The following is a 21,242-nucleotide window of genomic DNA, read 5'->3' on the forward strand; positions in this document are numbered from 1 at the left end:
CGCCGCCCGGACGTCCGGTTAGACCAATTGAATGCGTGCCACGGTCGCAATCGTCTCGAAATGCCGGTCCCCACCTGACTGGACCACGTCCTACGGTGAGCCAACGGTCAGCGAGGAAACCACCCGCGCCAGCACCATGACGGTGGCGGCGAGCATCGTCCCTCCGACCAGAACGTGCGCGATACACCGCCCTACCATGGCACTGCCGTCAACAAAGACGCTGAATGCATTTTGCATGGGCCGGCTCCGTCACTTGCTCCGAAGGATCGAGCCGGACTCTTAGTCTGAGTCGCACCGCCGCCGCCTCAGGCTTATTTCTCGGGCCGTTAGGGTTTGATTCACGACTCGGAGACTCCCGGCAAACGGCCGCGGCGGAGGCCGCAGCAGCCGAATCGGCGGACTCAGCCGCCGGTCTTGTTCCGTCCCTCGTCGTTCAGGCAGTCGCGGATGATTCGCTGCACCCTGGCGGTTTCCAACGAATTGGTGGCGGCGACCTCCCGTCCCAGCGGGCGGTTTGCGCCCGTTGCGAGGGGGCGGCTATGCGTCCGGGCTGTGCTGCGCTTGATCGTCTGCGTTCGCTGAAACCGGCGCACGGAAGGCCAGCAGGAAGTCGGCGGCTTTTGAGGCCTGGCTTGCGGCACGAAAGATCGCGCGGTTGTCGGCGCGCAGCACATCGATCCAGCTGCCGATATAGTCGGCATGCCGTACTGTCGGCACGATGGACAGTGACGAACAGACAAAGGCGGTTGTCACCTCGGCGACCAGCTCCTCGGCGGCATACAGCGTCGACCCGAAGGCGCCGCTCTGATCGCGGTTCAGCCGGCGATGGTGGCCGGTCCAGTGTCCGAGTTCGTGAAACAGCGTGCGGTAGTAGTTGATCTGGTCGAAGAACGCCGATTGCGGCGGCAGACAGACCACGTCCTCGCGCGGGGCATAGAACGCCTGATCACCGCCATGACGGATATCGGCGAGCGTTGCGCGCGCGAGCGCTTCCGCCTCCGGCACGATCCGGGGCTCGGGCAATGCGGGCGCGGACGCAATGCAGCGATCGGGAAGCCCTTCGCATTGCGCCACGTTGAACACGACGTAGCGGCGCAGAAACGGGACGGCGCTGGCTTCGTGCCGGTCGCCTTGCGCTGCCGCCGGATCGGTCGGTTCGGATCGGCGATCCTTCGGAATGAACGTGTCGGCGTAACAGACCCCGACACCACGCTCGCCCTTGCGCACGGTTGCGCCCATGGCGGTCGCCTGCCGAAAAGTAAGCCACCGCTGCGAGGCAAAGCCCCGATCGAACAGCTGTGCCCACAGGATCAGGACGTTGATCCCGGAATAGGTCCGACCGGTCGCAGCGTTGCGCGGCAATCCGAGCCGGGCATCGCTCGAGCCTGCGGCCCAAGGCTGCGCCCAGGGAAAAGTCCCTGCCTCCAGATCGGCGATGATCCGTGCGGTGACTTCTTCATAGAGGCTCGGCTTCGCCTTGCTCGCGTGATTGCGCGTAAAACGCCTGGACATGATGATCTCCGTTCGTCCTTCTTGCGCGCCCTGCCCCCGGAAGGCGGGGTGGGCGGCGAAGAGCGACCGGAAAGCCCCGAACTCAGGAGGCGGGCAGCACCGGAACGGCCGGAGCGGCAGCGGAGGACCGCGCCATGCAAGCACTCGTCGCAGACTGCCTTGAAATGGCGCGGTTGCGGCCTGTCGGTTCGGGGCTACACGGGAGCACCGCCCACCCCGCGGTCCGCGGGCTACAAAATGCGCCGGGCGCATGCGGCCGGCTCTTCAAGAAGCGGCTTGCGACGGCGTGGTGACCTCGGTCGACCATTGCGCTCGACGCCTTCGAAGGCGCATGGTCGCCACGTCAACCGCGCGCACAAAGTTCGCGCCAGGGATCGACGCCGAAGGCCGAGACCGCGGACGGGCTCGGTTCACGATCGCCCGGCCCGCAAGCCCGGTTGCTTGCGGGCGTCGCCAGCCTCAATGCCAACCGGCCTTCGTGCCCTCCAAAAGCACCTCTTCCAGACAGATGACGTTCACATCCTTGCAGGCAGCTCCGCAAGGAGCGGATCTCGCCTCTTACGAGAGTGCTGACGTCGCGATGATCGCCCGGCGATTTGACAGGGACGGGAGTCCACTGCAGCAGCCTCTGGCTGGCGGATTCACTAGGACAGCTCGGTCCCTCGATGGATCAGAAGCTGCTGCACGTTCTGCCTTGCGATCGGACAACCAAGGCATACCGCCCATTCAAGCAGCGTCTGGCGGAGCGTCGTCGTCAGAATTCCGTGCAGCGCAAGACGATCGAGCACAAGCTGGCGGTCCGCCTCCCGGCGCGCCATGGAGAGATCGGCAAGTATTCGTACGTCGTAACCGAGCGTTGCGCCCTCGAGCGCGGCGATGAGCACGTCCTCCTCCAGCCACGCTCCCCCCAAAAATAGCAGACTGGTATTCGACGTTGCCAGGCTCGCGATAAACCGCGCATCGTGCCACAGCTCCAGAGGATCCGCGTCAGGTATCGTGACAACACCAGGAATCTGGCCAGCCCACGAAGGCTCGTGCTCTCCGACGAGGTTGAGCGTAATGCTGAACACCTGAAACACTGCGGGCAGGAGTGCAAGGCTCTCCTGTCGGTCGTCAACCTTCCCGGGTCTGGTACGCCCGGGATTGATCAGGATCAGACGACTGCGCCGCGGATCTGCCAGCATCGCATTGATCCAGGAAATGCACCGGATGGCCCACAGAAACAGAATGTATCCTGGTCACGCGGCGGCGAGAGGCAGTGGCTCCTCCCCAAGCACGGGCCCCTCAACAACTGCCTGTCTGTACATTGCAGCGAGTGCAGTATCGGAATTGTGCAGCAAGCCCGCCAATGCCATGGTTTGGCCAATCCTCTGTGGCGGCGAGATCCGCTCCAGCGGCCATCCAGCGCGCCGAAGAATTCGTTCCATGCGCATGTCGGTGACGGTCACGATCGTATCGGCTTGGGCGGCCCGCATCCCCTCGATCATGGCCGCAAAGAGCAAGAAAGTCGTGCGATTGAGCCCACTCTCTGTCGCCGCGGCAGCGCGAGCTGTGTCGACGCAAAACCGCGAGCTTTCCAAGACCTGGTCACTTCGCGGTGCAGGCTGGCCTCCCAGCAAGGAAGGAAACGTATCTGCCAACATGGTGGGCCCCGTGGTCGGCAGCAGCCGAACGGATGCCACGACGTCCCGCTCTTCGGTCGTAATCAGAAGATAGGTCGGGTTGAGAGCATCATAGATGTCCATTTCGAACTCGCCCGACACAGACACGGTCCAATCGAGTCGATCCTTGAACACCCGCCGGCGAAGACGAAACATCGCCGCGAGTAGATCGAGATGCCGCCCGAACTGATGATGACGGAGAGCAACGACATGCATAGTGACCTCCTGATTGATAACAGGAGGTCACAGAACCAGAGGTACACAGACCACGCGCCTGTCGAATCTTGCAGGTCGAAGCCGATCCAATGGAAGCCAAGGCCACTTTTAGCAAAGATAAGCCCAAGCTCAGCAATCGAGGACACCTCTTCAGCAGACAACAGGTTTGCTTAGATGTGGGTTGTTATTCCAACCGCTCGCAATGAAGTCAGGGCAACAATCCCCGGCGCAGCGCTTCGCCGACGCACTGGGCGATTGTGGCGGCGTCCAGCTTGCGCCGGGCGTTCTCGAGATGGAATACGACCGTGCGGCGCGATATCTGAACAAGTACGGCGATATCCGCGACAGTCTTGCCTTGTGCGACCCAGGCAAGACATTGGCGTTCGCGCTGGGTAAGAACGCTGCTGCCCTGCGTTGGCCTTCGCAGTCGGGCGACCGCGTGGGTGTGAAAATAGAGGCCTACAAGGTGAACTGCGAGCTTCGCATCGATGACCAGTCGACTTGTCGAGGCAACCGGCTCGTCAGTTGCGAGAGTGAACGCTGCCATCCGTCCAAAGCCACCTTTGATCGGGACGGTGACGCCGGATCTGATACCAAACGTCATGGCCTCATCGAAGAAGTTGCGCTGTTGCCTTGTTCCCGCGGGCTTCGGTGCACCGTCCCCCCAGCAGAAAACATCGTTTTCGTGACGAGCCCGACGCACAACGGGATCAAGCTGTTGATAGCCGAGCTCAAAGTATCGGCTGGTCCAGGCCTTTGGATAGGAGGAAACAAGCGTGGGCGCCTGGTTCGCGATCTGCAGATAGGCGAACCATCGGAATCCGAGGCGCCGGGTCACGCGCCTTGCGACACTTTCGAACCCTTGTTCGTCGTCTGCCGTCCAGATTGCATCGACGAACTCCTGAAATGACCGGTTCACTGCTTTTATCATCGAGCCGTCGGCCAACCGGTCATAAGGAGAAACACGAAGCATACCACAGGACCAAACGAGCTGCTTTCGCCCTCCGGCGCCGCAAGCGGCGGCCCACACCCCAGCCCATCGATTGGATCGCGATCCGACGATCCAATCGATGGCTTCGGGTGACGCGCTGCTACATGTTTACGAGCAGGGATGCGAGCACATTGAGAGAGGGCCCTTCGGTCTTGAAGTACGCCAGGCTTGGATGATCCGTATAGCCTACCCCGATTGTTCCCCAGAGACCCGGCATAAGATGCGCAGTGTATGTCGCGGTGACTGAATTGGAGGTCCGCGCCGCAAACGCTCCAGTAAGGCCCGAGAATTGGTTGGTAGCGTCCGCCAGATAGTGGCTGACGACGTTTCGAGCCGTGACGACCGAGAACATGTCGGTTGGGCGGCTGTCAAACGGTCCGATCCAGTACGCTCGGCCCTCATAATATTGAGAGATGCCCGTCGTCTCGGGGGGCGCGTACATGAACGACATGCCCGCATAGATGCCGCGGTGCGCCGTCAGCGGTGACGACGGATCCTGTTGCAATAGTTGCCGATCGGCCAGGAATGTCACGCCGACATTGCCAGCATGTTTTGCGAACGGATTGCCCGGAAGATGTGAAAAGTCGAGGAAGGTCGAATTGTTATAGAGGACGTCAAGCCGCAACCAGGTTTGCGGGTTTCCGGGGCTCGCCGGCCGCTTGTAGCCGATCTCGTCAATGAACAGCTCCCCGGTTCCCCTCGGTCCGCTCCAGTTGAACCCCGAAGGGTTGGTCAGTGTTTCGTCGAACACTACATTGCCCGTGACACTGTTGATCGGGAGACTGCGTTGCACGGCGGCTTGATTATAGATCGTATCGGTGATGTGCCAGGTCGTTCTGAAGCTTGGAGTCGGCACAATCGAGAGCCCCAGCTGCACCGGAATTGAGCCGCTTGGACCGAATGTACTGGCCAGATTCGAACCGACGAAGGTCCCCATGAACTCGGTGGTGTTGGTTACGTAACCGAACTTGATCTCGAGCCGCTTGTCGAAGAGCGTTTGATACCAGGCCAGCTGATAGAGCTGGAGAGTGTTGGGAAGGTATCCAACATCGTTACCCGTGCTGTACAGCCCGGCCACCATCAATTGCCCGTCGGGCACGCCCCAGCGGCTCAGATCGTAGGTCAGCCAGGCGATCGTCTCATTAATGTAGCTCGGACGTTGACCGAGATAGGTCTGGTTGCCTGCACACAGTGCACCAATCGCCTGGGAGTAGCGGGAACAGGGAGGGAAGTAGCCCGGCACATGCCGCGGCGTGTCCAACATATTGCTTTCAAAGATGCCGAGGTCGTAGATCTGCAGGCCGAAGCCTGCTGACGCCAGTGCCGACCGCCAACCGCCTTCGTCGCGCAGAAGGGAGTCGGCATAGGAGGGAAACGGTATGTTCCAGCCCTTTACGCCATAGCGTTTATTCAGCTCGTTCAACTGTTCGCGCTCACGCATCGCGTCAGCGATCTTCGCATTAGGGTTTCGTGCGACGGGCGATTTGATTTGCGGCGATGCGCGCTTCGTATCATCGACCGTTCTCCTATTTGGACCAACGGCCTTTTGCTTGTAAGTGACTGATGCAACCTCCTTTGCATTTTGCTCTGCGGACCCTGCGCGAGCCGACGCGCCATTGACGGCAAGCAACGCCAGGCCGAGGCAACCCGAGCGAACCACTCTCCGCCAATACAGACGGAGATCGCCCCCGTTGACCGTTCTTTCCGTTCGAGTACTTACGATGCGTTCTAAATGCATTCTCTCCTCCCCTTGACAATGTTTTTGTCGTTTTCTGTAAAGCCTCGCAGCGCCCGGGAATTCATCAGGATGGGTCGCTCGGCCTCGCAGACAAAGGCGCAGCTATCCTCGCCACCGGAATCACCGTTGGTGAGATGGTCGTTTTCTATTGGCTGCTTGATTGCAGCGTGATCCGTGACACGACGGCGCCCTCGCCGGCAATCACGTCATGCTGCAAGCACTACTTGTGCTTATGCCGCCTTGCTTCCCGCCCCGATCGCGATCTGGACCGGAGATTGCCCACGCTACACCGAATGCACCGCAGATCAGGTGGCCTTCGGCATACCGCCATTGATCCCCCGCTGGTCAATCCATTGATTGTCCTTCCTCGGCCTGACTTGCCGGCTCCGTCCTCACCACATTCAGGAACATCACTGTCGATCAGACATGCCGTGCCGCATTCGCACGCGATTCCTCAGGACCCCTATGCTTTCAACCTCGAGCTCGACGACGTCGCCATCCTTGAGCGATCGTCCGTGATCAATGGCGCTGCCTCCGAGCACCGTGCCTGAAGCAAAAATGTCGCCAGGGTAGATCGTGCGAGAGCGGCTCATCTCCACGATCGCCTGCTCGAACGTGAAGCGCATATGCCGGGAGGATCGGTTGGTCCATTCCTCGCCGTTGACCCGCGCAATCATGCGGACGTCGGAGAGGTCGCGAAACTCGTCCGGAGTGGCAATACACGGCCCGAGAGTCTTGGCTCCGTCAAAATCCTTGCCGCCACCCGGCCCGATCCCCATTTCCATATGGATCAGTTGTTCGTCTCTTGCGCTCCAGTCGTTGAAGATCGTGTAGCCGAAAATGTGGCCTGCCGCCGCTTCGAGTGGAACGTCCTTGCCTCGTTTTCCGATGACGACAGCCCATTCCAGCTCGAAGTCGGCGGCCTTTGAATAAGCCGGCCACTCAATATCCTCTTCGTGAGCCGACACGGACAGCGGATCGACCGTATAATAGGTCAACCGCTTGAGCAGCAGGTCAAAGCGCATCCGCTTGGCTACGGCGAGTTGAGCTGCCGCCTGCTCTGAACCGGCAGCAGCCTCCGCTTCGAGCTGGTCCTTGCGCTCAAAGAAGCGTTCCACATGCTCCGTAAACAGGTTGCAATCACGCATGCGAACCGGTCTCGGCAGTGGAGCAAGAAGTTGCGCTTCCACCAACGGGAGAATGGCTGATCGCGGCGGATTGCTAAGGATCTGCTCCGCGAGACGAAGTGCCTCAGTGCCTCCCTCAATCATCTCCTGCATCGAACAGAACCACCTGCCTCGCTGGTCTGCTCTGGTCGACGATGTCAAGTCGACAATACGGTTGTCAGCCAAGAGAGCTCCGACCGACCGGGAGCCCCCGGCAGTGAAGGTGACGAGTTTCACGCCGCGGCCCTCCCATCGACAAGCACTCCGACCAAAACGCATTCATCGGGGCCGTCATTGCGCCAGCCGTGCATGCCGCCGTTCTGCACGATCACATCGCCGGCCTGGAGGAGAACGTCCTGCCCTTCGGTCAACATCCAGACCCGTCCCGAAGCGATCATGAAATAGTTCAAGGTATCCGTCTTGTGCATGGAGCTGTGCTTTGCGGCTGCCATCTCGTCCTTTGACGGCACGTGCACGCTTTGGATTGATCGATGCATCGCCTCCACGTCCGCAGCCGAAAGCGGTTGTGCGCTGGGCGCAAAGCGAACGATACGAAAGATCGTGCCTCCATCTGGCGGCTCGTGTCGCACCGGAGCATTGAGCGTGGGGTCCCGAGACGAAGAAAGATCAGCCGGCGTCTCGTGCGTGATCCATAGATCGCGGCCAAAAATGTTGAAGCCAAGATGTGGCAAGGTTGACAGATCGTCGACGGCCAGCACGTCTGACTTTCCGCCCTGATCATTTCCGACAATGATGCGTCTCATGGAATCTCCTCTGTTATTGGCAGCACCACCGAAGGGAGATCCCCGGACACAGTTGACCGACATGGCGAACCGTCGGCCGGCTGCGCCATTCCGCCTCCCTATCGGCACCAGCTTGCTTCGCCATGCCATTTGGTACGAATTACGTTATTTTCGTACCGAGCGATTTGTCAAGTAGCTCGCTCAAGTTTTGTTCTGCAGGCGTGCGGCAGCGATAGCGTGTAGTGCCCTTGAGTCGGCACCACGTTTCCAGTCTTTGCCTCTGGGCTGGTATCTTCCGATTAGCGCTTTTTCGGCGTCTCGCCCCGCGGCGCCGCATTTTCGCGTTTGAACAGACCCTGGAAGAGGAGAGCTGGAAGCTCGGCGAACGCCTCACTCATCGTGAGCCCGGCCGCGGCAAGCACCTCGGGTTGATTGATGAGCCTTGCGGCGGCGAAATAGACTTCAGCAGCCAGGTGCGCGTGCAACGGCTGGAAGTGCCCTTTACGAATGCCGTCCTCAATGAGATCACGTAGCACTGCAACCCGCTCCCGTTGATGCTCTTCAAGCATCCGACGAGCCGGCTCGAAGGCTCGCAATTCCTCGTTGAACTGCTGTGTCGCTCGGGAGCTCTCGCTGATGCCCGGCTGCAAATAGGCGAGGATACGGGCCTGCGGATCTTCATTCTCGAGAGCAGCGCGCATGCCGCGCCGGCGAATCCGATCGAGCAGGCGGCGCAAAACCACCAGAAAGAGCTCGGGCTTGCCGCGGCCGATTTCGTACAGAGAGCGCTTCGAACACCGCAGTCGCGCGCACAGATCGTCAACGGTCGGAGTCAGGAAGCCCTCGGTAAGGAAAATCTCCTCGAGATCATCGAGGATCTTCTCGTGGCGCCGGAGCTGTCGGTCTTCGCTCCGGCGCGTATTTGGGCTCATTTCATCTCTCCTCACCTGGGTCTCCCGATATAGCGCGACATCCTGCGATCATCCCAGAGCCAAGTTGACAAACCCAACCGGGTACAAATATATCATCAATCGTACCACTCCTCGAACCGCTCCTGTGTGAAGCGAATAGCTATGCGGATCATCGACCATTTCGATCAGGGCGTCGCTTATTATCCAGACTCCGTTGCCTTCCACGATCTCGCCGGCGGCGAAACATTGACCTACCGAGAGGCCGATCATCGCGGGCGGCTGCTCGCCGCCGCAATTCGAGGTCATGGGTTTGGTAAGGGCGCCAAAATCGGCATCCTGGCGCCTAATAGCAGCATTGCATTCGTGACACTGATCGGACTGATGCGCGCCAATGCAATTTGGCTTCCGCTCAATCCCCGCAATCCGCCGGCCGTTAATGCCGACCTGCTGCGACGCTTTGACGGTGAGCTGCTGTTCTTCAGCCAAGTCCACGAAAAGGACGCGCAACACTTCGTTTCTGAAGTCCCTGAATTGCGCGCCACAGTCTGCCTCGACGCCGAGAGCCTGCTTGGCCCCTCGCTCGAGGCCTGGACGAGTCAGGACCAGGCGGGTGTCCCCACCAGCGAATATTCGCCCGACGACATGTTTGCGATCTTCCCAACAGGCGGAACAACCGGTCAGCCGAAGGGGGTGATGATAACTCATCGCAATATCGCGGCCATGTTCAGCAATTTCATGAGCCACTTCGGTTACTACGAGGGCGCGCGGCATCTTGTCGTGGCTCCGATGACGCATTCGGCCGGTATTCTCGGCTGCCTGCATTTCAGTCGGGGCGGATGCAACGTCATCATGCCAAAGGCTGATCCCGCCGCCATCCTCGAGGCGATTCAGGACCACCGCATCACCCATCTCTTCCTTCCGCCGACTGTTCTCTACATGTTGCTGGCACACCCTGACCTTGGCCGATATGACTATGGGTCGTTGCAGCATCTGCTGGTGGCGGCGGCCCCCTCCTCGCTGGAGAAGCTGAAGGAAGCCATAAGAGTATTCGGGCCGGTACTGTCCGAAACGTTCGGTCAAGCCGAATGCCCGGCCGCGATCTGCCTCAAAGCACCATGGGATTATCTGAACGCAGCCGGCGAAATCGACCTGGACCGCCTGCATAGCGTCGGACGGCCCGGCGTGTGGAACAAGGTCGCCATCCTCGATCAGGACGGAGCAGAGCAGCCGCGTGGCAGCCCCGGCGAGATCTGTGTGTGCGGGCCTCTCGTTACGCCTGGCTACTACAAGGACCCTGCATCAACGGCGGCTATCCGCCGGTTTGGCTGGCACCACACCGGCGATGTCGGCGTGATGGACAAGCACGGTTACGTCACGATCGTCGACCGGAAGAAGGACATGATCATCTCGGGGGGCTTCAACATCTTTCCTAACGAGATCGAGCAGATCCTGACCAGCCACCCGGCCGTGCAAGACTGCTCTGTGATCGGGGTCCCGGATGAAAAGTGGGGCGAAGCCGTAAAGGCTGTGGTCCAGCTGAAAACTGCGGCCAAAGCGACTGAGGCCGAACTAATTGCCTTGGTGAAGCGGGCTCTTGGCGGCGTGAAAGCACCGAAGAGCGTGGATTTTGTCGATGACTTGCCGCGCAGCGCGGCCGGAAAGGTGCTCAAGGCTGAGCTGAGGGCAGCCTACTGGCACGGGCGCACGCGCGCAGTGAACTAAGGTAGAGCAGCATGACTGATGTCCTGATCGCGGGGGTTGGCATGATCCCCTTCACCAAACCCGGTCAAGGCCAGACCTACGATCTTATGGGTGCGGCAGCCGCAGGCGCTGCGCTGGAGGACGCCGGCGTCGTCTATGCCAACGTGCAACGAGCCTATGCTGGTTACGTGTACGGCGATAGTTGCGCTGGCCAAGCCGCGCTTGGTCACCTTGGCGCAACGGGAATCCCGATCGTCAACGTAAACAATAACTGCGCAAGTGGCTCAACCGCCTTTGCGCTTGCTGTCGAGGCAGTCCGCAACGAGCCGGACGCATGTGTCCTTGCGCTCGGATTTGAACAGATGGCTCCGGGCGCACTCGATGTCGTATTCGGCGATCGTCCCACTCCGGTCGGCCCGCATCTGAGCCGCGTGGCAGAGATGATGAGCCTCAGCACCAACGACCGCGCACGACCGCCGGCGATCCAGCTCTTCGGCTGTCAGGTCGAGCTGCTGCAGAACCAGTGTGGAGTCGGCGATCGAGCGTTGGCCAAGATTGCCGTTAAGGCGCGCCGTCACGCCGCTGCCAATTCCTATGCGTTGTTCCGGACACCGCTGCAGGAAGATGAAGTCCTCGCGAGCCCCTTGCTCTTCCGAGGCCTTCGCAAGCTATTCGCTTGCCCGCCGAGCTGTGGGTCAGCAGCTGCCGTTCTGTGCGGCCCCAGATTCGCGGCGCGGCACGGTCTGCCGACCAACGTACGTGTTATCGGGTCTGGATGGACGAGCGATCGCAGCGAACATTTTGCAGGCAACCCACTGGATCTGATGTTCCGTGCGCTCGGCAAGGACGCGGCGGACAAAGCTTACGAGACTGCCGGAGTTGGACCGAAGGACATTGACGTCGTCGAGCTGCACGACTGCTTCACCAGCAACGAGGCACTGATGTATTCAGGCCTTGGCTTTTGTTCCGACGGCGAGATCGAACGCTTCATTCTCGAGGGCCGCGGCAGCTATGGAGGAGATATAGTCGTCAATCCTTCTGGTGGTCTCTTGTCAAAGGGGCATCCGCTCGGGGCGACTGGATTGGCCCAGATCGCGGAGCTGACGTGGCAACTCCGCGGCCGTGCCGGTCCCCGCCAGGTTGAAGGTGCTCGCACCGGGCTGCAACAGAACGCAGGCCTGGGCAGTGCTGGTTTCGTGCACATCTTGCAGAACGGATGAGACTGTTGACGAGCGGGCTTACATTCGGGCTCGACAGCCGGACTATTCGACCCTGACAAGTTAGAACCCCCCGTTCAGTGACATGATTTAATCCCCGCGAAACTCAAATATCGCGCTCGGCTCGAAGCCCAAGGTGCTGCTGCTCGACGAACCGCTCGCGGGGCTCGCTGCCGCCGAACGCGAACGGGTGTCGAACCTGATCGAGTCGGTGGCGACAAAAGTCCCGGTCCTGATCGTCGAGCACGACATCGATCGGGTGCTCGGCTTCTCGCACAATGTCACGGTCATGAAACAGGGCGAAGTGCTGATGACGGGGTCGCCGACCGCGGTGCGCGGCGACCGCCGCGTTCAGCAGATCTACACCGGCTCGGGCATCCCGCCGGTCGAGCACGCCTGCAACTTCGATACGGCGATGAACGCGACGCAGCTGCTGCGCGTCGATCGCGTCAACAGCTTCGATGGCAGGAGCCACATCCTGCATGACGCGACGTTCGACGTGCGTGAACATGAGATCGTGGCGCTGCTCGGCCACAACGGCGCCGGCAAGTCGACGCTGCTCAAGACGCTCGCGGGTCTCGTGACGCCGGCTTCGGGCAGCATCGCCTTCGACGGCCGCGACATCTCGCGCCTCACGGCGCCCGATATCGCGCGGCTCGGCATCGGCTACGTGCCGCAAGGACGCGGCCTGTTCGCCGGCATGACGGTGCGCGAGAACCTGTCGCTCGGCCGGCTCGCCCGCACCACCGATGGCAATCGCGGCGTGGTCTGGAGCGAAGCCGACATCCTTGATCACTTCCCGCGGCTGAAGCAGCGCATGGACGTCGCGGCGGATTACCTCTCCGGCGGCGAGCAGCAGATGGTCGCGGTCGTGCGCGCCCTGTCGGGCAATGTCAGGCTGCTGCTGCTGCTGGATGAGCTGTTCGAGGGCCTGGCGCCGGCCGTGATCCTCGATCTGTTCAATGTATTCGATCGGTCGCGCGAGAAGATCTCGATCGTAATCGTCGAGCACAATCTCGATCTGGTGCTGGCCCTCGCCGACCGTGTCTTCGCGTTGGAACGCGGGACCGCGTTCCACGAAGGCCCGGCGAGCCAGTTGCTGCTCGATCTCAACTATCGGAAGGAGGCCTTGTGGCTCTAAGAGCAACCAAAATTTTGAATGAGTTCGGTCGGCTGCGGACCGGTCTGCTACCGCAACAAATCGGATAAAAGGCCACGGCTGCAATGAGAAAACTCCCACTGGAACGCTCACCGGCTCAACCAGCGGAGCTGTGCGAAGCGCGATAAAGGACTGGGGGAGTAGCGCTTTCACCTCCGTAAGCTGGGTTCCTCGTCGGCACTCGACAATCAGCCCTACGTCGGAACTGGCGATAGACTTCATCAACTGAGGCAGCCGGCTTTCGGGCGGAGCACCTACTCGCTTTGGCTATGATGAGATTTTTCTTGCTTTCCCGGTGCACACGTCTTGCACAAGCGGCTTTCTAACGGATCAAACGATTTAAACTCCCGCTCCAACCCATCACCGGCTAATTTGAACCAACTCTACTGGCGTCCCGCCTGCAGACTCCGGGGTCGAGCCGGAGGCCAACTTAGAACGACGTGCTGGCCTCGAACCAAATATCTTGTCAATGAGCTGCGTGCGTCTTCGGAAGCATACCCGCCCAAGGCGCGGCTTCTTCAAATTGTCGGGCAAGATTCAACAGAACCTCTTCATTCCCGACGTCGGCGCCGATCTGGATGCCGATGGGTAGACCGTGCTGATCCTGGCCAAACGGAACGGACGCTGCGGTCCCTCCTGTGACGTTAAACAACGGCGTAAACGGCAGTTGATCGAATATGCAGCGGCACCAATCGGTCGCACTCATTTCGGAGGTAAATTTCACGAACTGGCCGAGAAGCGGCGTCGTCCGCGTCATGACAGGCGATAACAGAACATCAAACTGCGTGAACGCCGTACCGATGGCACGGGATACCGCATTGAAGACATTGGCCGCAGCAAGCATGTCGGTCGCCAAACGTCGCTTACCATACTCGTATGCTACGAGCGTTTGCTCTTCCAGATGTTCGGAATCGATCTGACGGCGCATGAGGCGAGAGAAAAACTGAATCAGAGCAGCGAGATTGGTGCACCAAATCGTGGCATTCGCGTCAAGAAACGAATCCCACGGCACCCCGAAGTCGGGCTCGACGAATTCCACATGGTGACCGAGCTGCGTACAGAGGTTCGCCGCGGCCTGCAAAGCTTTTGCGACGTCGGGCGCCAACTCCACGCCCGACCACGGTTTGCGCCAAAGACCGATCCGAAGCTCCTCAAGTGGTCTCTCGATATGGCCGAGATAACTCGAGATGGTCCTTGCAATGCCATAGGGATCTCCCGAAGCCGCGCCCCGTGTGAGATCGAGTATCAGTGCCGAATCTCGCACGGATCGCGAGACGACGTGATCTGCACCCAACCCACAGACAGCCTCCGCAAAAGCTGGTCCCACCGGCACACGCCCCCTACTCGGCTTCAACCCGAAGAGACCGCAACAGGACGCCGGGATACGAATTGAGCCTCCCGCGTCGTTGGCGTGAGCGACCGGCACACAGCCGGCGGCGACCGCCGCCGCAGCCCCACCGCTCGATCCACCAGGCGAGTAAGCCAGATTCCACGGGTTGTGAGCTGGCCCATGGTGTCGCGGTTCGGTGGTCGGACTGAAGCCGAACTCCGGACTCTTGGTCCTGCCAAGCGAGATGAGCCCCGCCCGATCGTAACGCTCAACCAGGGTCGACGTGAATGGTGGCCGAAAGTCCCGGCACAAGCCGCTACCCGCCTCCGACCGCGCACCCGCCCGAAACACGCCGAGGTCCTTGAGCAGGAACGGAACGCCTGCCAATCGGCCGTCGGCTGATACCATCCCACACGACAACGCCGGCTCCACAGGATCGATGATCGCCTTGATGGTCGGATTGACGTGATTGATGGCATCTAGCGCCGCCGAAACAACCTCCGCACCCGTCACCTCGCCCGCCCGCACGAGCTCAGCTAGTCCGATCGCGTCAAACGCCGCATACTCTGCACGCTTCATCGAAAATGCTCCCAACAAACGCCAAACGGATCAGTTCCAGGGCAGCCATAAGGACTTCGCTCTATCCCATGCCTCCCAAGGAGGCGAAGAATCACTCGACTGGTAAGCTGCACCACCGTGCTGGACCGCAGGCCGCTCCCAGACGCCATCGCGATACAACGTCTCAATATTGCGGCGATAGATGTCGTCGACCGCCGCATGATGCACCGGGTCCTCCGACATCCAGAGGTTCAAGGGATGAATCGGACGGTCGTACATCTTGCGGAACAGCTCGGTCCTCAGGTCCTTCAACCAGTTGCTGTTCAGGTTCATCGCCCGAAACTGCCGTAGCGCCTCGACGTCGATAACCGCGCAGGTCATCGTGTTCGCCGAGGACGCGGAATACGAAAGGATGTTGCCGCGATAATCGACGATGTGACTGTTGCCGCCCGCAATATCAATCGGGTGCTGCGAGCTTGGACTTAAATAGACGGGGCCGATATTGGGACACAGCATAAAGACCGAATTGAACTCGGCATGGGCGCGATTCTGGATCATCCAGGAGCCGCCACCGGGATAACCGCTTCCGGTCATCGGCATCGCTTCCGACGGACGGTAAACGACTTCCGCCCCGTTGAATGTAAGCGCCCGTACGGCTTCGGGATATTCACCATCCGAACAGCAGATGGTGCCGATATTGCCGATGTCCGACGTCCGAAGCACGGGAAAAAACGCGTCGAGGCCATTTCCGAAATGCTCGACCCAGCGGTCGTAGACGTCATGCGGAGTGCAGCTTCGCTCACGGCACCACACATGGTTCTTTGCTGCCTTATGGATCACCAACCCCGCCGTCGAAATCACGAACAGGGTATTGAAGAAGCGGTCGCGCATGATTTCGGGCCACCGCGCCTTGCACTGCGCAATGATGTAGACCCCGTAGTGTCGGGCGAGACGGGCCAGATGCTCGGTTTCCTCACCCGGAATGTCGATGAAGAGATCTTGGGCGGCCGTAACATGAGGGACGTCGAAGATCTCGTCGGTGAAGCCTGTCAGCGCTCCTTCCGCAAGTGCGATGAGCTTCACTGGCATATTGATCCCACAGACCGAAATCGCCGCGTGAATGGCTTCTTCAATGGTTTCCAAATTTCGCCTGATGTGACGGCGTGCGCCGATGCCTGTCACGATGGTCGACAATCCCACCGCGAGATAGGGCGGCACAGGGCGACGGGGTGCCTCCGTAGTCGTGACCACGCTATCGCCTATGCAATCCGCAGTACCTGTCATCGTAGCCTCAACCCTTTTCAGGTGAAGATTAGCGACAAGTTGACAGGCAAGACATCACCCGCAAGGATGACATCGAAAGCGGCCGGATCGAGATCAGTGACTGGCCAGGTAGAGCTTGTTGATCAGTTCGGTGCGCGAGCCAACGCCGGCCTTCTGAAAGATTCTCTTCAGATGAGTTTTCACGGTAGGAAGCTCAATCCCAAGCTTGCGGCAGATCAGCTTGTTGCTGCCGCCGGCCGCCACCATTGTCACGATTTCTGCCTCACGCTGCGTCAGCTTCTGAACGATGCTGTCTGGCAGCGCGGCCTCCGGCAACAGGGAAAACGAGAGATCGACGAGTGGCAGGACCGATTGGATAAACTGGATTTCGTCGGCCCCGAAAGCGCCGAGATCGCTGGTTCGTAGCAGCGAAATGCCGGCAATCATGCGATCACGCTGCCAGAAATAAATCTCCGCCTGGTACGGGGTATTTTGCGGCAGCAGAAAGTTGTCGATGTAGTTCCTGATATCGCAGTTGGTGGTTCTCAACGTTCCATCGAAGCTCGTCACGCGCCCGCAATCGGCGCGCCAGCGGCGCGGATGCAGCGGATCGTAGCGGTGAAATTCCTCTCGATACGCGTTGAGCCAAACTGCGTCCAGCTCACGTAACTGCAGGTGGACAGCATGGGACTCCGCATTAATCCAATAGAAACAACTGCTCGAAATTGGCAGCGTTCGCTCGAAGAAAGTCAACGCTTCAGCGAGCACACGAACTGAGCCGAGCTGCGAGGCGACGTGGGCCTCCTCCGTTATTCCCGATGACGCGCGCCTGTTCACATCCCCAAAGGTCATGATCATTCCCCTCCCCCGCATCCAATCGTCAAAGCACGCTCGTACCGCACAATCGTCACTCCGAAGGACGATTGGCAACCATGTGGCGCTCCGGCAGTTTCGTCAAAACGTCTCGTTCGCCCGAGACTTCGGAAACGGAGGACAACATGTCGAATAATCATTCAAACACATTCCTGATGCATGGCGGGCGGGTCCAGACCTGTGATTTTCGGACGCCGCCCCAGGAAGCCATCTTCGTCCGCGACGGAAAAGTAGCGGCCGTCGGCACACTTGCCGATCTGGAGAAGGTGGCGAAGCCCAACATTGATCGTATCGATGTTGAGGGGGCGACAATTCTGCCGGGGTTCATCGATACCCACCCGCATGCCATGCATTTCGCGGCCCTGACGATCGCCGCAGTCGATCTGAGCGATGCGCAGTCCCACGACGATATCATCGCGCGAATAAGAGCTTGCGCGGCGTCGACTCCGCCCGGAGAATGGATCTTCTGCACGCCGGTCGGCGAAGCTCACTATTACATCCGCCGGTCCTACCGCGACCTGCCCGAAGGTACGCTTCCCAACCGTTGGCAGCTCGACCAGGCGACCGACAAGCATCCGGTGTTCATTCAGGCCTATGCGCCCAAACAGCCGAACATGGTCGCATTCAACAGCTTGGCGCTTGGTCAGCTCGGCATTTCCGAAGTGCTTCCGAGACGCGTGTGCGACGTCTGGATCGATCGAGATTCCGAAGATCGTGTGACCGGGATTCTCCGGGGCGCCGTCACGAACTATTACACGCGCGATCCGTTGTGGCTTCAGATCCTGAGCAAGCTCCCGCCGCCACCGCCCGCGCTCTGGCCGGTGGCCGCACAGGCCGGAATGGCGGAGATGAATAGCATCGGCGTGACCAGCATTTTCGAGATTCACGCGATGACTCCCGACCAACTCGCCGCGTACCAGGCGCTCCGTCGGGACGGCAAGCTGACATGCCGCGTCCTCGCCGGACTCGACGTTGCCGACCAGGCCTTCAACGTTCACTTCCAGCCCTCGGACACGCAGATCCGCGATCTGATCGACTTCATGCGGGCATCGACGACGCTCACCGACGATTGGTTGCGAATCGAGGGAGTTCTGCTGTGTCGAACGGGCCCCTGCAATCCTGGCTTCCTCCGCATGTATGAGCCGATTAAGGCTCCGTTCGGCGGCGAGACCTATGGGCTGGAATTTCTGCCCCGCCGCGTGGAAGAGACGGTCGTGCGCTATTGCGCCGAAACAGGCGTGCGGCTGAGCGCGCTGCTGGCGACCCCGCCGGATTTCGATGACTTCTTCAGCACCATCAACAAGCTCGGCGTACAGGAAGCCGTGGCCCTGAAGCGATGGATCGTCCAGCATGCCATCCTGGTGAACGAAAACAGCGCCCGCAACATGTCGAAATACGGAATGTGCTGCACCACCAGCAAGGGATTTCACTGGGGCAAGGGAGATCTGTATTGCGAGCGGATCGGCGAGCATGCTCTGAACGATCTGGTTCCGCTCCGGCGCCTGCTCGATCATGGAATCAAGGTCGGCGGCGGAACTGATTGGGGCCCCAAGAGCGTGTTGGAACAGATCCAGCTCGCCGAGACCTGCGAGCTTGCCGGATCCGGTAGAAAGAACCTGCACCGCACCCAGCCGATCAGCCGCGCCGAAGCGATCGGGATGTTCACCAAGGACGCCGCCGAGGTTCTCGGATGGGATGGCATCGGTTCGATCGAAGTGGATAGCCATGCTGATTTCGCCATCATGGACGAAGATCCGTTTGAAGTGCCGGTCGACAACTTGCCTAAAATCCAGGTGCTCAGAACAATCGTCGGCGGACAAACGGTCTTCGCAGCCGGCAAGACGAGGTAGCAAGTCGTACTTCCATTGCCGAGATATCGAGGATTCCCGAACGGCATGGGCAACTTTCTTGTGATCACAAGTTATATCGCCATGACAACCGAAGATCACGGGACTTCGATCGCAGCACATGCATGATCTGCGCGCCGGCTTTTCGGAGTATCTCGATGACATGATCAAAAAGGCAGCGACCAGCAGAGTTAGCATTTTTATTGCATTTGCAAGTTATATTTGCCATCTTCCGATCTTGAGACTGAACAAGACGGGGACGGCGGGATGCCAAGGGAAAAATCGGTTCGTCGCCTGCCCGCAGCCGATGCTGCGAGCGCAATCGACGCGCTACCGCCACTTAATGGACTCGACGACGGCCAGCCGCAATCGCCGCCGGCGCCGGTTGCACATAGTCACGTTTTTTTCTGGATCACCCAGATCATGGGTCGGCGCGATCGGTTGCTGGCCCGCGAGTTCCGGCCTCTCGGCGTGCGAGTGCCCGAATGGCGCGTCGTTCTCGCGGTGCAAGTGCGACCGGGAATCACGATGACCGAGGTCGCCGAATACGCCACCATCGATCCGACCACGCTTTCGCGCTCCATGGAGCAGATGATCCGCGCCGGCTGGATCGAACGCACCGCCGACCACCAGGACATGCGCATTATGCGCCTGAGCCTGTCGAAGAAAGGTAGAGAACTGTTCGACAAACTCTGGCCAATCGCCGACCGCGTCAATCGGATCGCCTGCCAGGACCTGCCCGAGGGCGCGGCGCAGCTGATGTGCCTCGGTCTCGGAACAATCCATCGTGGCCTTGCACGCGCCACCGACCTCAGCGAGGTGGACGAGGAAGCCGGGGCACTCCTGGTGGTCGAATGATGGACTTGAGTGTTGTCGAAACTCCCACGGGCGCGCTCCGCGGGCTGCATCAAGGCGCCGTGCGTTCGTTCCTTGGCATTCCCTACGCACAGGCGCCTATCGGCGTGCGACGGTGGCTCGCACCGCAACCGGTCGACCCATGGACCGGCGTGCGTGACGCCGGCGCCTTTGGCTCCGCAAGCCTGCAGCCGGCGCTGCCGCAGGAGCTAACCATTTCGCCGGAGCGTGCCTCCACAACCAGCGAAGACTGCCTCTATCTCAACGTTTGGGCGCCAGCGCGGCCGCGAGCCGCCACGCCGGTGATGGTCTGGATCCACGGCGGGGGCTTCTTCAGCGGCTCGGGAAGCGAAAGCGGGTATGACGGCACGCAGTTTGCAGCGCGCGGCGTCGTGCTGGTCACGCTCAACTACCGGCTCGGACCGCTCGGCTTTCTCGCCCACCCGGAGCTCGCGGCGGCTGACCTTGCCGGAGCTACCAACAACTATGGCCTGCTCGACCAGCTCGGCGCGCTGCGCTGGGTCAAGACCAATATCGCTTCATTCGGCGGCGATCCCGGCAATGTCACGATCTTCGGCGAGTCCGCCGGCGCCGCAGCGGTACGCTGTCTGATGGAGATGCCGGCGGGCCGTGGGCTGTTCCACCGTGCCATCTTGCAGAGCGGCGGATTCGGATCGTCGGCGCTCGGCGAGGCTGCAGAGCCGACACTGGAAACGAAGCTGCGCGTAGGTCTCGCGTATCAAAAGGCGCTCGGAGCCCGTTCCCTGGCCGAGATGCGGGACATGCCCGGCAGCAAGCTGATCGAAACCATGGCATTCAAGTTCCGCGAGACTGAGCGCGGTCTGCGCTGGTGGCCGACGCCGACCGCGCTGCTGCCGCGCAGTGACACCAGCGATATCTCGGCCGGTATCGCCGAAGTGCCAGTGCTGCTCGGTACCAATGCCAACGAGGGTATTTTCTTCGCCAACGCCTTCGGCGCGGAGCGGATGAAGTATTTCGGCATGTCGCTCGGAGTGCTCGGGCTGGGCGCCCGCAAGGTATTTCGCGAGACCTCACCGCTTACCCGTGCCGGCGCCCGCGAAGGTATGCGCAACCTGCTCGCTGACTTCTTCTTCGTCGAGCGCGCCTATCAAATGGCCGCGCAGCTGCGCGCGCTGGGACGGCGGTGCTACGTCTACCACTTCCGCCGGGTGGCGCCGAAAAATCGCGCCGCGGACCGACGCGCCAATCACACCTACGAAATCCCTTACGTGTTCGGCCTGCCGCAAGGCGACGGCGGTTACGACGCCACCGACGCGGCGCTATCGCAGTCGATGCAGGATTACTGGATCAATTTCGCCCGCGCCGGCGACCCCAATGGCGGCGCCGCTCTGCACTGGCCTTCGTTCGACGAGCATACCTCAGTGATGCATTTCGGCGAACGTCCCGACGTTGGCCCCTACCCGAGGTCGACCGTGTTCGACCTATTGCGACAGCGGCGCACGGGCAAACAACCATAGCG

General features: G+C 60.6%; 18 protein-coding genes. 6 read left to right on the forward strand and 12 right to left on the reverse strand.

Going from position 1 to position 21,242, the window contains the following annotated elements:
• Positions 1 to 90: 90 nt before the first annotated feature.
• From QDT69_RS04320 to QDT69_RS04360, 9 genes are all read right to left on the reverse strand, one after another.
• Positions 91 to 237 (reverse strand): hypothetical protein, encoded by a 147-nt coding sequence (locus QDT69_RS04320; RefSeq protein ID WP_279705398.1) that lies wholly within the window; start codon positions 235 to 237, stop codon positions 91 to 93.
• 300 nt (positions 238 to 537) lie between these two features.
• On the reverse strand, positions 538 to 1,512 hold the full coding sequence (locus QDT69_RS04325; RefSeq protein WP_279705699.1) for a zincin-like metallopeptidase domain-containing protein: 975 nt from the start codon (positions 1,510 to 1,512) through the stop codon (positions 538 to 540).
• Between the two features lie 644 nt (positions 1,513 to 2,156).
• Positions 2,157 to 2,696, reverse strand: a complete 540-nt coding sequence (locus tag QDT69_RS04330) for a hypothetical protein (protein WP_279705399.1) — start codon at positions 2,694 to 2,696, stop codon at positions 2,157 to 2,159.
• 54 nt (positions 2,697 to 2,750) lie between these two features.
• Positions 2,751 to 3,389 carry an acyl-homoserine-lactone synthase gene (locus QDT69_RS04335; RefSeq protein WP_279705400.1) on the reverse strand — a complete coding sequence of 213 codons (639 nt, stop codon included), beginning with the start codon at positions 3,387 to 3,389 and terminating at the stop codon, positions 2,751 to 2,753.
• 208 nt (positions 3,390 to 3,597) lie between these two features.
• A complete protein-coding gene (locus tag QDT69_RS04340) occupies positions 3,598 to 4,362 on the reverse strand; it encodes an autoinducer binding domain-containing protein (protein WP_279705401.1) in 765 nt (254 codons plus the stop codon).
• Between the two features lie 118 nt (positions 4,363 to 4,480).
• Complete coding sequence (locus QDT69_RS04345; RefSeq protein WP_279705402.1) at positions 4,481 to 6,118, reverse strand: carbohydrate porin; 1,638 nt, start codon at positions 6,116 to 6,118, stop codon at positions 4,481 to 4,483.
• A gap of 410 nt (positions 6,119 to 6,528) precedes the next feature.
• Positions 6,529 to 7,398, reverse strand: coding sequence for a fumarylacetoacetate hydrolase family protein (locus QDT69_RS04350; protein ID WP_279705403.1), 870 nt, complete (start codon positions 7,396 to 7,398; stop codon positions 6,529 to 6,531).
• 119 nt (positions 7,399 to 7,517) lie between these two features.
• Positions 7,518 to 8,048, reverse strand: a complete 531-nt coding sequence (locus tag QDT69_RS04355; RefSeq protein WP_050421216.1) for a cupin domain-containing protein — start codon at positions 8,046 to 8,048, stop codon at positions 7,518 to 7,520.
• A gap of 278 nt (positions 8,049 to 8,326) precedes the next feature.
• A complete protein-coding gene (locus QDT69_RS04360; RefSeq protein ID WP_279705404.1) occupies positions 8,327 to 8,959 on the reverse strand; it encodes a hypothetical protein in 633 nt (210 codons plus the stop codon).
• A gap of 141 nt (positions 8,960 to 9,100) precedes the next feature.
• Between QDT69_RS04360 and QDT69_RS04365 the strand changes: the two genes are divergently transcribed.
• The 3 genes from QDT69_RS04365 to QDT69_RS04375 all read left to right on the forward strand — a co-directional run bounded on the left by QDT69_RS04365 (position 9,101) and on the right by QDT69_RS04375 (position 12,997).
• Positions 9,101 to 10,660 carry an AMP-binding protein gene (locus tag QDT69_RS04365; RefSeq protein WP_279705405.1) on the forward strand — a complete coding sequence of 520 codons (1,560 nt, stop codon included), beginning with the start codon at positions 9,101 to 9,103 and terminating at the stop codon, positions 10,658 to 10,660.
• 11 nt (positions 10,661 to 10,671) lie between these two features.
• Positions 10,672 to 11,859, forward strand: a complete 1,188-nt coding sequence (locus QDT69_RS04370) for a lipid-transfer protein (protein WP_279705406.1) — start codon at positions 10,672 to 10,674, stop codon at positions 11,857 to 11,859.
• 133 nt (positions 11,860 to 11,992) lie between these two features.
• On the forward strand, positions 11,993 to 12,997 hold the full coding sequence (locus tag QDT69_RS04375) for an ATP-binding cassette domain-containing protein (RefSeq protein ID WP_279705407.1): 1,005 nt from the start codon (positions 11,993 to 11,995) through the stop codon (positions 12,995 to 12,997).
• A 484-nt stretch (positions 12,998 to 13,481) separates the two neighbouring features.
• On the opposite strand, the gene QDT69_RS04380 is transcribed toward QDT69_RS04375, so the two are convergent.
• The 3 genes from QDT69_RS04380 to QDT69_RS04390 form a co-directional block, all read right to left on the reverse strand.
• Complete coding sequence (locus tag QDT69_RS04380; RefSeq protein WP_279705408.1) at positions 13,482 to 14,924, reverse strand: amidase family protein; 1,443 nt, start codon at positions 14,922 to 14,924, stop codon at positions 13,482 to 13,484.
• A gap of 30 nt (positions 14,925 to 14,954) precedes the next feature.
• Positions 14,955 to 16,187, reverse strand: a complete 1,233-nt coding sequence (locus QDT69_RS04385; RefSeq protein ID WP_128970754.1) for a nitrilase-related carbon-nitrogen hydrolase — start codon at positions 16,185 to 16,187, stop codon at positions 14,955 to 14,957.
• Between the two features lie 93 nt (positions 16,188 to 16,280).
• Entirely contained in the window at positions 16,281 to 17,024 is a 744-nt protein-coding gene (locus tag QDT69_RS04390) for a helix-turn-helix transcriptional regulator (protein WP_279705409.1), read from the reverse strand.
• 140 nt (positions 17,025 to 17,164) lie between these two features.
• Between QDT69_RS04390 and QDT69_RS04395 the strand changes: the two genes are divergently transcribed.
• From QDT69_RS04395 to QDT69_RS04405, 3 genes are all read left to right on the forward strand, one after another.
• On the forward strand, positions 17,165 to 18,889 hold the full coding sequence (locus QDT69_RS04395; RefSeq protein WP_279705410.1) for an amidohydrolase family protein: 1,725 nt from the start codon (positions 17,165 to 17,167) through the stop codon (positions 18,887 to 18,889).
• Between the two features lie 264 nt (positions 18,890 to 19,153).
• Positions 19,154 to 19,744: a MarR family transcriptional regulator gene (locus tag QDT69_RS04400; protein ID WP_279705411.1), complete on the forward strand. Its 591-nt coding sequence runs from the start codon at positions 19,154 to 19,156 to the stop codon at positions 19,742 to 19,744.
• Positions 19,741 to 21,240, forward strand: a complete 1,500-nt coding sequence (locus QDT69_RS04405) for a carboxylesterase family protein (RefSeq protein ID WP_279705412.1) — start codon at positions 19,741 to 19,743, stop codon at positions 21,238 to 21,240. Before QDT69_RS04400 ends, QDT69_RS04405 begins: the two co-directional genes overlap by 4 nt.
• The last annotated feature ends 2 nt before the right edge of the window (positions 21,241 to 21,242 follow it).

It is taken from the genome of Bradyrhizobium sp. CER78, from assembly GCF_029846235.1.
Classification (GTDB): Bacteria; Pseudomonadota; Alphaproteobacteria; order Rhizobiales; family Xanthobacteraceae; genus Bradyrhizobium.